Here is a 13,546-nt window from a genome sequence, read left to right on the forward strand (position 1 = left end):
GATACTTTTGTCAATAGCTCTAGGCAAATGTTTCCAGCTTTTTCTCATGTAAGCCCTATCTACGATAATGTTTCAAGAAACGAGTCATCTTTTCTTGGATTTGTGCTAATTCATCCACACGAGGGAGGTAAACGATACGGAAATGGTCTGGTTCTTGCCAGTTAAAACCGCGACCATGAACCAATAGAACCTTCTCTTGCTTCAAGAAATTGAGGACAAACTGTTCATCATCATCGATGCGATACATATTGCGGTCAATTTTAGGGAAGATATAAAGTCCCGCCTTCGGCTTGACCGCAGACAAACCTGGGATATCTTGGATGGCATTGTAAATGAAGTTTCTTTGCTCGTAGATCCGTCCACCAGGAAGGAGCAATTCGTCCACCGACTGATGCCCACCTAGCGAGGTTTGTACGACTTGCTGAGCCAAAACGTTAGAGCAAAGGCGCATGTTAGACAGCATATTAAGACCTTCAATATAGCCCTTGACATGTGTCTTAGGTCCAGATAAGACCATCCATCCTATACGGAAACCAGCGATACGGTGAGATTTTGAAAGACCATTCATGCTGACACAGAAGACATCTGGAGCCAGACTAGCTACTGAGACATGCTCATGACCATCCATGACCATACGATCGTAGATTTCATCCGCAAAGATAATTAAGTCGTTTTGACGTGCAATCTCGATAATCTCTAACAAGAGTTCCTTGGGATAAAGGGCTCCTGTCGGATTATTTGGATTGATGAGAATAATAGCCTTGGTATTAGAAGTAATTTTTGACTTGATATCGTCAATATCAGGGTACCATTCTGCAGCCTCATCACAGATATAGTGAACGGCATTTCCCCCAGCTAGGCTGACAGCCGCTGTCCAGAGAGGATAGTCTGGCATAGGTACCAAGACCTCATCTCCATTGTCCAAAAGCCCCTGCATGGACATGACAATCAGCTCACTGACACCATTTCCAAGGTAAATATCATCAATATCCACATTTGGGAATTTCTTCAGTTGGCAATACTGCATGATAGCCTTACGGGCTGAAAAAATCCCTTTGGAATCAGAATATCCCTCACTATCACGCGCATTCATAATCAAGTCATGAATGACCTCATCTGGCGCTGTAAAGCCAAATTCTGCTGGATTCCCTGTATTCAGGCGTAAAATCTTTTCTCCATTTGCTCGCATACGCATGGCTTCTTCTAAAACAGGACCACGGATATCATAAGCAACATGCTCTAGCTTGCTAGATTTGTTAAATTCTTTCATCTTTTTTCCTCAATTCGTCAGGATAGTAACATTATACCACTAGAAAGTCGCTGCGACAAGCTTCCATAAACGAGGAAGCAAAAGAAAAAACATTGACAAAGAGAATCCTCACCAATTCTCTTTTCTTTTATTTCTATATACGCACTAAGTCTATGACCAACAATATGGTTTAAAATATGATTTTTACTTTACTTCCTTAGTGAAAAGGGTTACAATAAAAGTAAGAAAATTTCAGGAGGTTTCATTATGGCACAACGTTACCAAAATGTTATGGTCGCAATTGATGGTTCTAAAGAAGCGGACTTGGCTTTCGTCAAAGGTGTTTACACTGCTCTACGCAATGAATCCAAGCTCACCATTGTCCATGTTATTGACACACGCGCTCTTCAAAGCGTATCTACCTTTGATGCTGAAGTTTACGAAGAACTCCAAGCCGATGCTGAAAGTATGATGAAAGAGTATGAAAAGCGTGCAAAAGATGCTGGTTTAACGGATATCCACATCGTCATCGAAATGGGAAATCCCAAAACTCTCCTCGCTCGGACGATTCCGGATGCAGAAAATGTTGACTTGATTTTAGTTGGTGCTACAGGTCTCAATGCCTTTGAACGCCTCTTAGTCGGTTCTTCATCTGAATATATTCTCCGCCATGCAAAAGTCGATTTGCTGGTCGTGAGGGAAAGTGAAAAAACATTGTAAATAGTAAGAAAAGGAGCCTGAGGCTCCTTTTTGTTACTTATTATTTCTATTTCTTTCTTTATGTCGCTCATAAGCCTTGAGCTGACGTTGTAGCTCCTGTTTAATGGCAGGTTCTGGAGCATATTTTTCTTCCCAATCGTCTGGTTTTAAAATTTTGTGCGTAACCGGGTCAAAATGAGCTTTTCCATCAGGGAAGACCTTTCCCATATTTGCTTCATGAACAATATCAAAAATGCGTTCTGGATCCACTCCCATCAAAACAAAACTACCGTATGTAAAATACAGTGTGTCGATCAAAGCATCCACTTGACCGACCAGATTTTGCTTAGCAGGCGTCTTTTTTGCCACTTTCTCTGCTGCCTTATCAAGTGCCTCATGCATGCTTGCAAGGGAGTTTTGGAATTCTTCCTCCGAAGAACTTGCCGCACGGACAAACTCTACTAATTCTTCAATTTTAAAGTCTGCGCGGTGGGTTGCACCTTCAGCATCCCATGCCTGTGGCTCTTCTTGAGTTCGTTCATCCATCATGTGGTGGAAGGTCTTGACTTTATTAAAGTGGTAGTCCCGACTGACAAACACTTTTTCTGAAGCTAAAACGCCAAAGTGCTCAAGCGCCTTGTGGATGCCATCTTGTTGATTGCTTGCTGTAATGTGTTTAGCAACCTCTTTGGCACTGCTACTGCCATTTCCCATAGCGACTGACATACCGACACCTGCTAACATTTCCAGGTCATTATCTGAATCACCGAAGGCCATGACTTGGTTGAGAGCAAAGCCATATTCTTTCCCGACTCGGCGAATGCCTTCTAGTTTGGAATTTCCTTGGTTAATGATATCTGCGGCAAAAGGATTGCTTCGAGTCAATTTCAAGTCTTGAAAATCAGCTGCTGCCTTCTCAGACTCTTCTGGCGTCATCAGCATCAAAACTTGATAAATGGGTTGGTTAATCAAGTTAAGTAGGTCTTCTTCTTTTTGAGGAACTACCTTGCTGACCATTCGATTAAAAGAACGGCTGACGGTTCTTGTCAGCACTGTCGGGATAAAACGACTAACCAGTTGGGAAAAGGATCCGAGACCAAATGACATAATCTTCGAACCAACAACGGCATGCTCGGTTCCAAGAGCGATTTCTTTACGCTCCTTTTTAGCATAAGCAATCAGTTGACGCAGGCTTGACTTAGCAATCGGACTTGCAAAGAGTACCTTTTCTTTATTAAAAATGTATTGGCCATTGTAGGTCACCGCAAAGTCTAAGTCCAAGTCTTCCATCAATTCCTTGACAAAAAACGGTCCTCGTCCTGTCGCTACTCCAACAAGCACCCCTTGCTCTTTAACAATCTTAATCGCGTCCTTAGTGGATTTCAAAACACTCTTGCGATCGTTGACTAGCGTTCCATCGATATCAAAAAAAACAGCTTTGACTTCCATCCTATCCCATTCTCCCCTTTTGTGTTACAATGATTATACCACATTTCAGAAAGAGTGAGTAAATCATGCCTAAGAAAATCCTTGTTTTGCATACAGGTGGGACTATTTCCATGCAAGCAGACGCAACTGGTGCCGTTGTAACTAGTCAGGACAATCCCATGAACCATGTTTCCAATCCACTTGAAGGGATTGAGGTTCATGCCCTAGACTTTTTTAATCTGCCAAGCCCTCATATCAAACCCAAGCATATGCTTGCACTCTATCATAAGATTAAAGAGGAGGCTGATAACTACGATGGTGTTGTCATCACACACGGTACAGATACCTTAGAAGAAACAGCTTACTTCCTTGATACCATGAAAATTCCGCCCATCCCCATCGTTCTAACAGGGGCCATGCGTAGTTCTAATGAACTTGGTAGCGACGGTGTGTATAACTATCTGAGCGCTTTGCGAGTTGCCAGCGATGACAAAGCAGCCGACAAGGGTGTACTGGTCGTCATGAACGACGAGATCCACGCAGCCAAGTATGTTACCAAAACTCATACGACCAACGTCAGCACCTTTCAAACCCCAACACATGGACCACTTGGCCTTATCATGAAGCAAGAAATCCTCTACTTTAAAACGGCTGAACCTCGTGTCCGGTTTGATCTCGAGCATATTCAAGGTCTAGTTCCCATCATCTCAGCCTATGCAGGTATGACAGACGAGCTGATCGATATGTTGGACTTGGAACAGCTGGATGGCTTAGTCATTCAGGCCTTTGGAGCAGGCAATATTCCCAAAGAAACAGCTCAAAAATTGGAAAATCTCCTGCAAAAAGGAATCCCAGTCGCCTTGGTCTCACGTTGTTTTAATGGTATTGCTGAACCTGTCTACGCCTACCAAGGTGGAGGGGTACAGTTACAACGAGCTGGTGTTTTCTTTGTCAAAGAACTCAACGCTCAAAAAGCTCGCCTCAAATTATTAATTGCCCTTAATGCTGGATTAAAAGGACAGGCCTTAAAAGACTATATGGAAGGCTAATCCTCTTCTCTAGAACGCAAAATCAGGAAATCTTCACGATTCCCTGATTTTTTCTATTTACGTTTTCGTGTAGAGCGACGTTCTGTCAAACCATGAGGTAGGAGAACTTCACGTTCTTCCAACTCTTCCTTATGCATAATCTTAGTCAACATACGCATGCTGATAGCACCTAAGTCATAAAGAGGTTGGGCAATAGTCGTCAAGTTTGGACGAGTGAATCGTGCAATCTGAGAGTCATCTGTCGTGATGATTTCAAACTCTTCTGGCACAGATACACCATGGTCAGCCAAACCATTCAACACACCCGCTGCCAATTCATCACCTGTTACAACTGCGGCTGTAGCTTGTGATGAAATCAAGCGTTCTGCCAAGACATAGCCATCGTCATAGTTGTATTTTGATTCAAAGACCAAACCCTCGCTATAAGAATGTCCAGCTTTTTTCAAGGCTTCCTTGTAACCGATCAAACGAACCTTGCCATTGATATCATCGACGAGTGGTCCACTCACAAAAGCAATTTTCTCATTTTCTTTGAGAAGATAGCTCACAGCATCAATCGTTGCTTGTTTGTAGTCGATATTTACACTTGGAAGTTGATGTTCTACATCCACAGTACCAGCAAGAACAACCGGTGTCCGTGAACGAGAAAACTCTGAACGAATCTTTTCAGTCAAGTGATAGCCCATAAAGATAATCCCATCGACTTGTTTTGAAAAGAGAGTGTTAACCACTGAAACTTCCTTTTCATCATCCTCATCACTATTTGCTAGGACAATGTTATACTTGTACATTTCAGCAATGTCGTCAATTCCCTTAGCAAGCGTTGAGAAATAACCATTGGTAATGTTAGGAATCACAACTCCTACTGTCGTTGTTTTCTTGCTAGCCAAACCACGTGCTACCGCATTTGGACGATAGTCCAAGCGATCAATCACTTCTAGGACTTTTTTTCGAGTGTTCTCTTTAACATTCTTGTTGCCATTAACGACACGGCTAACTGTTGCCATTGAAACTCCTGCTTCACGGGCGACGTCATAAATCGTTACTGTATCATCTGTGTTCATTCCGTTTCCTTTCTATAATGAAAATTTCGCTTTCACGCATCTACTTACTCCATTTTATCACTTATTGTAAACACTTTCAAGTATTTTTTAGAGAAACTTTGAAAAAATTTCACAGTTTATTCCCATTTTGAAAAAGCAAGTAGGATTTCTTGATTTTTAAGACATTTTGCTGTATGATAAGGAAAATAAAGGGGGAGGAAAACATGGCTTTTACAAATACACAGAGACGTTCCGCGAGTTTTGGTGTTGTGACCAGCCTGCCTGACGACGTCATTGACTCTTTATGGTATATTATTGATCATTTCCTGAAAAATGTCTTTGAATTAGAAGAAGAACTTGAGTTTCAACTGCTCAACAATAAGGGGACCATCACCTTCCATTTTTCTAGTCAGCACCTTCCGACTAGTATTGATTTTGATTTCAATCATCCTTTTGATCCGCTTTATCCTCCTAGGGTCCTTGTTTTAGACCTAGACGGTAGAGAAACCATCCTCCTTCCAGAAGAAAATGACCTATTTTAAAAACTCTAGCTTCTCGGCGCAAACTACTGAGGAACTAGAGTTTTCTTTTTCTAATAAATGGATCGACTGACAACTAGACCGTTTGGTTTTGTATACTCTAAATCAAGGTAATCCTGATAAGTCCCTGGCACAATGAAACCTTGGGGACTCAATATATCAGTCCCAGCTTTTCCTACGATAGAGTCTGCCAGCAAGACACAATTGGTACTGAGAACAAAGTAGGTCTTAAACTCGGATGAGCTGAATTTATAGAGGGTCGCATCTGCTTCCTGTTTCAGTTGGTAGGAATAGGTATGCTTAACCTCGCCCTCTCTTCTTTTCATCAACTGCGAGCTTGGTTCCCAAGGAATTAACAGGTCTTCTATCTCCGCTAAACGCGCTTGGATAGCTGCTTTCTGTTGATCCGTCAAACTCAGACCATAAGCAAACAAGGTCTTCTGACTTTCCCTCTTACAAAGCTCAATGTATTTTTCCCGATTGGCCTTAAACAAAACACCGTCTCCAACCATGCCGAATAAACGCTCCGAGTGGGGATCATAGGAACCATAGGAAATAACCTTCCCTTGATAACAAATATCCACATGTCCCATGGCGAGGAAGAAAGAGGTTTCTGAGGTATGAATAAAAATTTCCAGATCGACCGTCTGGTCGTTCTTTCTTTCCGAATGAACTTCCCCTTCTTGGCTTTCATGATTTGACAGCCACTCATTTAGTTTTCGCAAGGTACTGATAGGGATCAGAGCCGTCACAAAGATCGGCAAGGTCATTCGCATACGCCGCTTCAGCTTGGGATTGTTTTCTATCTTTTCAAAAAAGAAACCGTCCCGAAGGCTACTAGCCCCTAACATGAGCAAGTAAAACCCAAGCAAGAGCAATTCAAAATTCGCTGCATCGTGAAAAGGAGAGATGCTATAAAGCCCAAATCCTGTCATCCATACAGCATCGAAGAGATGGTGAAGTCGAGGATGAACAGCATTTTTTCGATAGAGAGACCAGGTCACAAGACTAATACCACCCGTAAACAGCTGGTAGCTCGCAATGACAAAGACTAGGAGATAGAGGGCAAGGTCTTGCAAGATGATAGAGTCAAACACGAGAGCCGCGACCACCAGCTTGGCCAAGGTTACAAAGATGTTTTCCCGACGTTTTTTATCCTGAAACCAGCGAGTCAACAAGTGCCAAACTGCTGACAAGGAAAAGTAGCCCATCAGCAACTGGTACCCCATCCTCGGAATAACTTGCCCAAAACGAATCAAGAGAAGCCCTAGAACAATAGCAAGTAGTCCCTCCCCGATACTCTTCCACTTACTATAGGTCTCGGAAAGTTTAGGCATTTCCTTGCTCCAACTGGTCAACCAAGTAACGAATTGGTTGCTTTAGGATCGGATGGATAAAATGGGGAGCTATTTCCACTAACGGCTCAAGAACAAAGAGGCGTTCTGCTATATAAGGATGAGGCAAGATGAGCTCGTCTGTATAAATTATCTGGTCCTCCATAAAGAGCAAGTCCAAATCGATCAAGCGAGGCCCCCAATGCACTTCTCTCACCCGCCCCATTTCTGACTCGATAGCTAATAATGTTTCTAACAAGACTGGTGCTGGTAGCCAGGTTTCTACTTCAATCACCTGATTGGCAAAGCTATCTTGCTCAACACCACCCCAAGGCTCTGTCGCCAAGACACTGGACTCTTTGAGAATATGGATGCCACGAGCTCGCAGGTTGTCAATGGCTTTTTCCAAGTTTGCTTGCTTATCTCCCATATTACTTCCTAGGGCGATAAAGGCCCGTTGTTTGCGACGGCGAATGGTCACCGAGCAGGTATCCAACGGTAAATGCACTGGAGCCCAAGGTTTTTTTAGTTCCAACTCAATCTCTTGAACAAGAGGATAGGTCTCAAAGGTACGCTCTACTAGTTTGTAGGCTACCGTTTCAATCAAATCCTCAGTGCTTTCCTGAAACCAAGTCGTCCACTGCTGACACAGTTTTCCGTAATGGACAGAAGCTGTCAAATCCAAGTCTGTAGCCGCCTTGGTCATATCATAGGATAAGCTTGCGGAAATAACAAACTTCTGCCCTAATTCTTTCTCACTAGGAAAAAGACCATGATAGGCAAAAATTTCCAAATCTTTAATCTGCAGTTGATCCATAACTTGTCCTTTCTAGAAAAATCCGCCCAAAGCGGATTCTTTTTATACTCAATGAAAATCAAAGTGCAAACTAGGAAGCTAGCCGCAGGCTTGCTCAAAACACTGTTTTGAGGTTGCAGATGGAAGCTGACGTGGTTTGAATTTGATTTTCGAAGGGTATTATAGTCCCATTAAACGATAAGCCTGGTCTCGGAGATCCTTATCTGTTTCAAATAGACCTCGCGCTACTGTCGTCAAAGTCGCAGTACCTGGTTTTCTGACACCACGCATGCTCATACACATATGCTCAGCCTCAATGACAACAAAGGCTCCCTTAGCCCCCAGATAGTCCATCAAGGCATCGGCCACTTCGATATTCAGCCGTTCTTGAATCTGTGGTTTTTTCGAATAAACTTCAACCGTACGGGCAAGTTTGGACAAGCCTGCTACACGTCCATCTGGAATGTAGGCAATGTGCGCTCTCCCATAAAAGGGCAAGAAGTGGTGTTCACACATGGTGTGGAAAAAGATATCCTTTTCTACCACCATATTATCGTCGATAATCTCAAAGGATTTTGACAAATGTTCCTCCGCTGTTTGACCAAGACCTGAAAAAATCTCTTGGTACATACGAGCTACACGAGCAGGTGTTTCCTGCAAGCCCTCGCGGTTAGCGTCCTCACCAACAGCTTCGATAATCATTTTTACAGCCGTTTCAATCTTTTGTGTATCCATTCTCGTTCTTCCTCTCCATCAGATAGGCTCTCACTTGGCTCAAGAAATACAAGGAACCTGTGACAATCCTAACTGTTTGTTTCTCTTCATTTTTATCTGTCAATTTCTGCTCTAGAAAATCCTGCCAACTTTGGTAATTGAGATTTCTAGACTTGGCTGTCTCTTTCAGCACGCTTTCATCCGTCGCCCGACTATCGTCAAAATGTGTCAAGGTAAGCTCGGTATCTGGCATTTCCCCTAGCAAGTCCAGCATATCCTCCAAGGCCTTGGTTTTGATGCAGGTAAAGAGGATTTCCTTATGATAATCCGCAAAGCGTTCTTGCAAGGTTGCTAATAAGGCTTTGATAGCATGGGGATTGTGGGCCCCATCCAAGAGCAGCAAGGGGTCACTAGACAAGACCTCCAAACGCCCTGGCCATCTGGTTTCTTTCAAAGCTTGAGCAACCAAGGCATTACTTGCCAACTCCCGCCCAGTCTCCTGGCAATAAGTGTCTAGGAGGGCAAGCGCCATCCCTGCATTTTCTATCTGGTACAAACCAAGCAAACCAGTCTGAAAGAGACCTTGTCTGAGAGAACTGGTATAATCAAAGATTTCACCCGTTACCACACTTTCTTGGTGACTAACTTGATAATCTTTCCCATAGGCAAGTCTCGGTGCATTTTTATCTTCTGCAATGTAGTCAATCACAGCCAAAGCTTCAGGAACAATATGACCTGTTACTAATGGAATACCTTGTTTGATAATACCAGCCTTCTGCTCTGCTATGGATTCCAAGGTGTCCCCAAGTAGGGCCACATGATCCAGTCCAATGGTCGTAATTCCTGTCAAAATTGGCTGGCAAACATTGGTACTATCCAAGAGTCCGCCCATGCCAACTTCCATGATAGCCACATCTACTTGCTCTGAGGCAAAGTAATCATAGGCTATAGCTGTGATAATCTCAAACTCGGTTGTACCCTGCAAGTTAGCAGCCGATTCCCCCTCAAGCAAAGACTGATAGTCTGCCATGAGGGCTTCTAGCCTAGCCTCGGGAATGGATTCCCCATTGATGCTAATCTGGTCTGTATAATGAATGAGATAGGGCGAGTTGAACACACCTACTCTCAGGCCTAGCTTTTCCAGCATCTTTTTCAAAAAAGCAATGGTAGACCCCTTGCCATTGGTCCCTCCGATATGGATGACCTTAAGTTTGAGATGGGGATTGCCTCGCAGAGCTAGGAGTTCCACCATTCGTTCCAAACCGAAATGCGGTTGGTCCGTCCGGTAGTGGGCAATCCACTGATTGTTTTCAATTTCGTTCATCTTATTTATATTGTTTTAAATCTAGATTTTCCGCATCTTCTGCCAATCGAATAGCTGACGCAATTTCAACCGCCATCCTGTGACTGGCTACATCGTGCACGCGCACCACTTCCACACCCTGCCTCGCAGCGATACTGGTTACATGAGCCGAAGCTGTGTCCCGATTGCGGAAACCAAGTTCTGTCTCAGGATTAACTTCAAAACCATTTTCTTCCAGGATATTGATAACAAATCGCTTACGCGAAACTCCAAGAAAAATCGGATAGCCTTGCTGGTGTAGTTTATCCAGATCCCGTAGAAGGAGCAGATTTTCCTTCTTGGTCAAACCAAAGCCAATCCCTGGATCCAGCAGAATATTTTCTCTTGCTATCCCGGCTTCCTCCGCTCTCTCTAGAGCTCGTTCAAAGAAAGCCTCCATCAAATCTTCGATTGGCATTTTTTCAAAGTCAGCTAACTCTTCCTCTGTAAAAGCCTGACCAAATCCAAAATGAGGAAATATGAGCGAGCTAGGATGCTGAGGTCGCGCCATGACTGGATTAAACATGATGACTACTTTCGCTCCAGCCTTAGCAACCACATGGGCCATTTTTTCATCACCCATAAGACCAGTGATATCATTGACTAGATTGGCACCAGCAGCCAAAGCAGCCTCTGCCACCTGACTCTTCCAAGTATCGATAGAAATAAGGACATCACTTTCCTTGCGAATCGCTTTGATCACTGGAACAACACGCTGGATTTCCTCTTCTATCTCTATCTCAACATAGCTACTTCCCGGCCGAGTCGATTCTCCGCCGATATCTAGCATGCTGGCTCCTTCTGCTATCAATTTACGAGCCTGCTGGAGCGCTTGCTCAAGCGCAAAAAATTGACCACCATCCGAAAAGGAGTCTGGGGTTACATTGATAATTCCGCAAATAGCTGTCTTTGCATGATTGGCTTTACTTGACATATCGGTCACTCCCTCAAGGCTTTTCACCATATTATTTCTCTATTTTACCATAAAAAGAAAAAAATGGACACGATTGCATTCATCTTTTCCAAGCGGGCCAATGGTTTAGAATGATAGACCTAGATTTCTACTAATCAATACCAATAAGGCCAACAAACAAAATGCAATACCATTGAGAATCATATGAAGCAAAATGGACATCTCCAAACGCTCAGTCTTATAGGCTGTCCAAGTCAAAACTGTTGACATCCCTCCATAAATAATCACAGAAGGCAGATTGGTTGGCGTATGGAGCAAGGCAAAGACGATTGCACCAACAATAAAACCTAGTTTTTCTTTTCCACGGAAAATCTTTTGGGGAATAATCCCACGACACAAAATTTCCTCACAAATCGGAGCAACCAATACAATCAAGAAGAAGGTAGAAATCAAGGAACTATTCTGAACCAAACCATTCAGCGTTGATTGATTACTCGTCGTTGTTTCATTCATCATGCGAAGCAAAGCTGAGCCCAACAAATTAGTAGCAAAGATTACTAGATAACTCAATACCAAGCGAGCTAGGTCCTTAGCTTTAAAAAAGGATAGATTAAAGGTAGCAAGCTTTGTTTTCCGCGCACCGATAATGAATACTATCAGAACGGCAATGGACAAGATACCAACTAAGAGTCCTGACTGCAAAAGCGGAAATTGTCTAGAAGTCAACCAAGCGGATAACCCTAAAGGAAATTGTGATAGGACAAAAGCTGCTAAAAGGATGAGGATCCACATCCCTCTGTCCCAAACCTCTTGCCAGATCGTCTTTTCTTTCATGATATACCTCCTTATAGTAAAAGGGGGATAACCCCTTTTCTAGTATTATATCATTTAAAGAGCCATACTGATATAGTTAAGGATAAACAAGGCATCCAAAATCCAAATCATCGCGTGCACGTCCTTTGCTTGACCTTTGACAACTTTTGTCAACGTATAAGTCAAGAAACCAACTGCAATCCCTTGTGTGATAGAGTAGCTGAATCCCATGAAGATAGATGTAAAGAAGGCAGGGACAGCTTCAGCCATATCATCCCAATGGATGTTTTTCAAGCTACCAAGCATCATAATCCCAACGATAATCAAAATTGGAGCCGTCGCAGCTGATGGAACAATTGCCAAAAGTGGACTAAAGAAACTTGAAATTGCAAAACAAATCGCAACTACCAAAGCAGTCAATCCAGTACGTCCACCCGCACCAATACCAGCAGCAGACTCAACATAAGTCGTTACGTTTGAAGTACCTGCAATGGCACCAATTGAAGTACCAATCAAGTCAGAGTAAAGAGCCTTATCCAACTTATCTGATTGGTGATTTTCACCATTTGTCGCTACGATACCGACTTTTTCACCTGTACCAATCAAGGTACCAATTGTGTCAAAAATATCTGTCAACGAGAAGGCCAGAATAGCCAGAAGTGTTTCCGGTAGACGAGCAGTGTCTGAGATTAAAGCACCCAATCCTTGTGAACCAAGTGCTGCGCCAAAAATTGTCTTCAAATCTTCAAAGGCTGCACCTACATGGTTATTAGAAAAATCAATGCTTGATACATCAACCAAACCAACAGCGATAGCAAGAACTGTCGTTGTTAAGATAGAAAGAATGATTCCTCCTTTGATACCCTTGATAACAAAGAAAATCGTAATCGCCAAACCTGCAATAGCCACTAAAACAGCTGGATTATTAAAGCTAACCAGACCTGGAACTGCTGAAGAGTTTGCTGTAATGGCTGCTTGGGCCTTATCAGCACCCTCACCAGCAACTGTATAACTTCCTGGATCAATAGAGAATTTCAAAAGACCAGCATTCTTAATCCCTACATAGGCAAGGAAGACACCGATACCTGCTGAAATAGCCGAACGAAGCGCATTGGGAATAGATTCAATAATCATTTTACGAACATTTGTTAAGGTAATGATTAGTGAAATAATCCCACAGATAAAGACCATAGCCAAGGCCTCTTGCCATGAATAACCAAGTCCAAATACGACTGTAAAGGTAAAGAAGGCATTGAGTCCCATACCTGGTGCTTGAGCATATGGCAGGTTCGCATAGAAGGCCATCATCAGGGTACCAGCTACTGCACCAATAATCGTTGCTAGGAAAACACCTTGAGCAGGCATCCCTGTCTGCGCAAGCATTTGTGGGTTTACAAAGAGAATGTAACTCATTGCAAAGAAAGTTGTTAAACCAGCGAGAACCTCCGTACGAACGTCCGTCCCGTTCTCTTTTAGTTTAAATAGTTTTTCCATTATGAATCTCCTTTTGTTTTTTACGAACAATATTAGTATTATACCACTTATCATTCACCTTTTCAATATATTTATTTGGTTTATTTACCAAATTGGAACAATTTTTGTTTTTTATCTCGAGTCTGCTTTTCTT

At 42.8% G+C, this 13,546-nt stretch carries 13 protein-coding genes; 3 read left to right on the top strand and 10 right to left on the bottom strand.

What is annotated here, in order from left to right:
* Positions 1 to 55: 55 nt before the first annotated feature.
* A complete protein-coding gene (locus FOA33_RS08090) occupies positions 56 to 1,270 on the bottom strand; it encodes a pyridoxal phosphate-dependent aminotransferase (RefSeq protein ID WP_221161229.1) in 1,215 nt (404 codons plus the stop codon).
* A gap of 246 nt (positions 1,271 to 1,516) precedes the next feature.
* Here FOA33_RS08090 and FOA33_RS08095 point away from each other — a divergent pair, with 246 nt between their 5' ends.
* A complete protein-coding gene (locus tag FOA33_RS08095) occupies positions 1,517 to 1,969 on the top strand; it encodes a universal stress protein (protein WP_000079164.1) in 453 nt (150 codons plus the stop codon).
* 33 nt (positions 1,970 to 2,002) lie between these two features.
* Here FOA33_RS08095 and FOA33_RS08100 read toward each other — a convergent pair whose 3' ends face one another.
* Entirely contained in the window at positions 2,003 to 3,397 is a 1,395-nt protein-coding gene (locus FOA33_RS08100; RefSeq protein ID WP_221161230.1) for a Cof-type HAD-IIB family hydrolase, read from the bottom strand.
* Positions 3,398 to 3,462: 65 nt separating this feature from the next.
* Here FOA33_RS08100 and FOA33_RS08105 point away from each other — a divergent pair, with 65 nt between their 5' ends.
* Complete coding sequence (locus FOA33_RS08105; protein WP_221161231.1) at positions 3,463 to 4,425, top strand: asparaginase; 963 nt, start codon at positions 3,463 to 3,465, stop codon at positions 4,423 to 4,425.
* A 53-nt stretch (positions 4,426 to 4,478) separates the two neighbouring features.
* Here FOA33_RS08105 and ccpA read toward each other — a convergent pair whose 3' ends face one another.
* Positions 4,479 to 5,489: a catabolite control protein A gene (gene ccpA / locus FOA33_RS08110; protein ID WP_213988845.1), complete on the bottom strand. Its 1,011-nt coding sequence runs from the start codon at positions 5,487 to 5,489 to the stop codon at positions 4,479 to 4,481.
* 203 nt (positions 5,490 to 5,692) lie between these two features.
* Between ccpA and FOA33_RS08115 the strand changes: the two genes are divergently transcribed.
* Entirely contained in the window at positions 5,693 to 6,010 is a 318-nt protein-coding gene (locus FOA33_RS08115; RefSeq protein WP_000886045.1) for a DUF960 domain-containing protein, read from the top strand.
* 50 nt (positions 6,011 to 6,060) lie between these two features.
* Here FOA33_RS08115 and FOA33_RS08120 read toward each other — a convergent pair whose 3' ends face one another.
* From FOA33_RS08120 to FOA33_RS08150, 7 genes are all read right to left on the bottom strand, one after another.
* The gene (locus tag FOA33_RS08120; protein ID WP_221161232.1) at positions 6,061 to 7,344 is read right to left on the bottom strand and encodes a DUF308 domain-containing protein; all 1,284 of its coding nucleotides are present in this window, start codon (positions 7,342 to 7,344) and stop codon (positions 6,061 to 6,063) included.
* Entirely contained in the window at positions 7,337 to 8,158 is an 822-nt protein-coding gene (gene folK / locus FOA33_RS08125) for a 2-amino-4-hydroxy-6-hydroxymethyldihydropteridine diphosphokinase (protein ID WP_221161233.1), read from the bottom strand. The genes FOA33_RS08120 and folK overlap by 8 nt, the downstream gene beginning before the upstream one ends.
* A gap of 159 nt (positions 8,159 to 8,317) precedes the next feature.
* Positions 8,318 to 8,872 (bottom strand): GTP cyclohydrolase I FolE, encoded by a 555-nt coding sequence (folE, locus tag FOA33_RS08130; RefSeq protein WP_000380931.1) that lies wholly within the window; start codon positions 8,870 to 8,872, stop codon positions 8,318 to 8,320.
* Entirely contained in the window at positions 8,853 to 10,175 is a 1,323-nt protein-coding gene (locus tag FOA33_RS08135; protein WP_221161234.1) for a bifunctional folylpolyglutamate synthase/dihydrofolate synthase, read from the bottom strand. Before FOA33_RS08135 ends, folE begins: the two co-directional genes overlap by 20 nt.
* Before the next feature lies 1 nt (position 10,176).
* Entirely contained in the window at positions 10,177 to 11,157 is a 981-nt protein-coding gene (gene folP, locus FOA33_RS08140; RefSeq protein WP_221161235.1) for a dihydropteroate synthase, read from the bottom strand.
* Positions 11,158 to 11,232: 75 nt separating this feature from the next.
* Positions 11,233 to 11,940 (bottom strand): CPBP family intramembrane glutamic endopeptidase, encoded by a 708-nt coding sequence (locus FOA33_RS08145; protein ID WP_221161236.1) that lies wholly within the window; start codon positions 11,938 to 11,940, stop codon positions 11,233 to 11,235.
* 54 nt (positions 11,941 to 11,994) lie between these two features.
* Positions 11,995 to 13,413 carry an NCS2 family permease gene (locus tag FOA33_RS08150; RefSeq protein WP_221161237.1) on the bottom strand — a complete coding sequence of 473 codons (1,419 nt, stop codon included), beginning with the start codon at positions 13,411 to 13,413 and terminating at the stop codon, positions 11,995 to 11,997.
* Between the last annotated feature and the right edge of the window lie 133 nt (positions 13,414 to 13,546).

Source organism: Streptococcus cristatus (assembly GCF_019685515.1).
Lineage (GTDB): Bacteria > Bacillota > Bacilli > Lactobacillales > Streptococcaceae > Streptococcus.

What these genes read in the sequence shown, in the direction of transcription:
- FOA33_RS08115 (WP_000886045.1), top strand. Translation starts at nt 5,693, where the DNA reads ATGGCTTTTACAAATACACAGAGACGTTCCGCGAGTTTTGGTGTTGTG.
- ccpA (WP_213988845.1), bottom strand. Translation starts at nt 5,489, where the DNA reads ATGAACACAGATGATACAGTAACGATTTATGACGTCGCCCGTGAAGCA.
- FOA33_RS08145 (WP_221161236.1), bottom strand. Translation starts at nt 11,940, where the DNA reads ATGAAAGAAAAGACGATCTGGCAAGAGGTTTGGGACAGAGGGATGTGG.
- FOA33_RS08120 (WP_221161232.1), bottom strand. Translation starts at nt 7,344, where the DNA reads ATGCCTAAACTTTCCGAGACCTATAGTAAGTGGAAGAGTATCGGGGAG.
- FOA33_RS08150 (WP_221161237.1), bottom strand. Translation starts at nt 13,413, where the DNA reads ATGGAAAAACTATTTAAACTAAAAGAGAACGGGACGGACGTTCGTACG.
- FOA33_RS08095 (WP_000079164.1), top strand. Translation starts at nt 1,517, where the DNA reads ATGGCACAACGTTACCAAAATGTTATGGTCGCAATTGATGGTTCTAAA.
- FOA33_RS08135 (WP_221161234.1), bottom strand. Translation starts at nt 10,175, where the DNA reads ATGAACGAAATTGAAAACAATCAGTGGATTGCCCACTACCGGACGGAC.
- folP (WP_221161235.1), bottom strand. Translation starts at nt 11,157, where the DNA reads ATGGTGAAAAGCCTTGAGGGAGTGACCGATATGTCAAGTAAAGCCAAT.
- FOA33_RS08100 (WP_221161230.1), bottom strand. Translation starts at nt 3,397, where the DNA reads ATGGAAGTCAAAGCTGTTTTTTTTGATATCGATGGAACGCTAGTCAAC.
- FOA33_RS08090 (WP_221161229.1), bottom strand. Translation starts at nt 1,270, where the DNA reads ATGAAAGAATTTAACAAATCTAGCAAGCTAGAGCATGTTGCTTATGAT.
- FOA33_RS08105 (WP_221161231.1), top strand. Translation starts at nt 3,463, where the DNA reads ATGCCTAAGAAAATCCTTGTTTTGCATACAGGTGGGACTATTTCCATG.
- folK (WP_221161233.1), bottom strand. Translation starts at nt 8,158, where the DNA reads ATGGATCAACTGCAGATTAAAGATTTGGAAATTTTTGCCTATCATGGT.
- folE (WP_000380931.1), bottom strand. Translation starts at nt 8,872, where the DNA reads ATGGATACACAAAAGATTGAAACGGCTGTAAAAATGATTATCGAAGCT.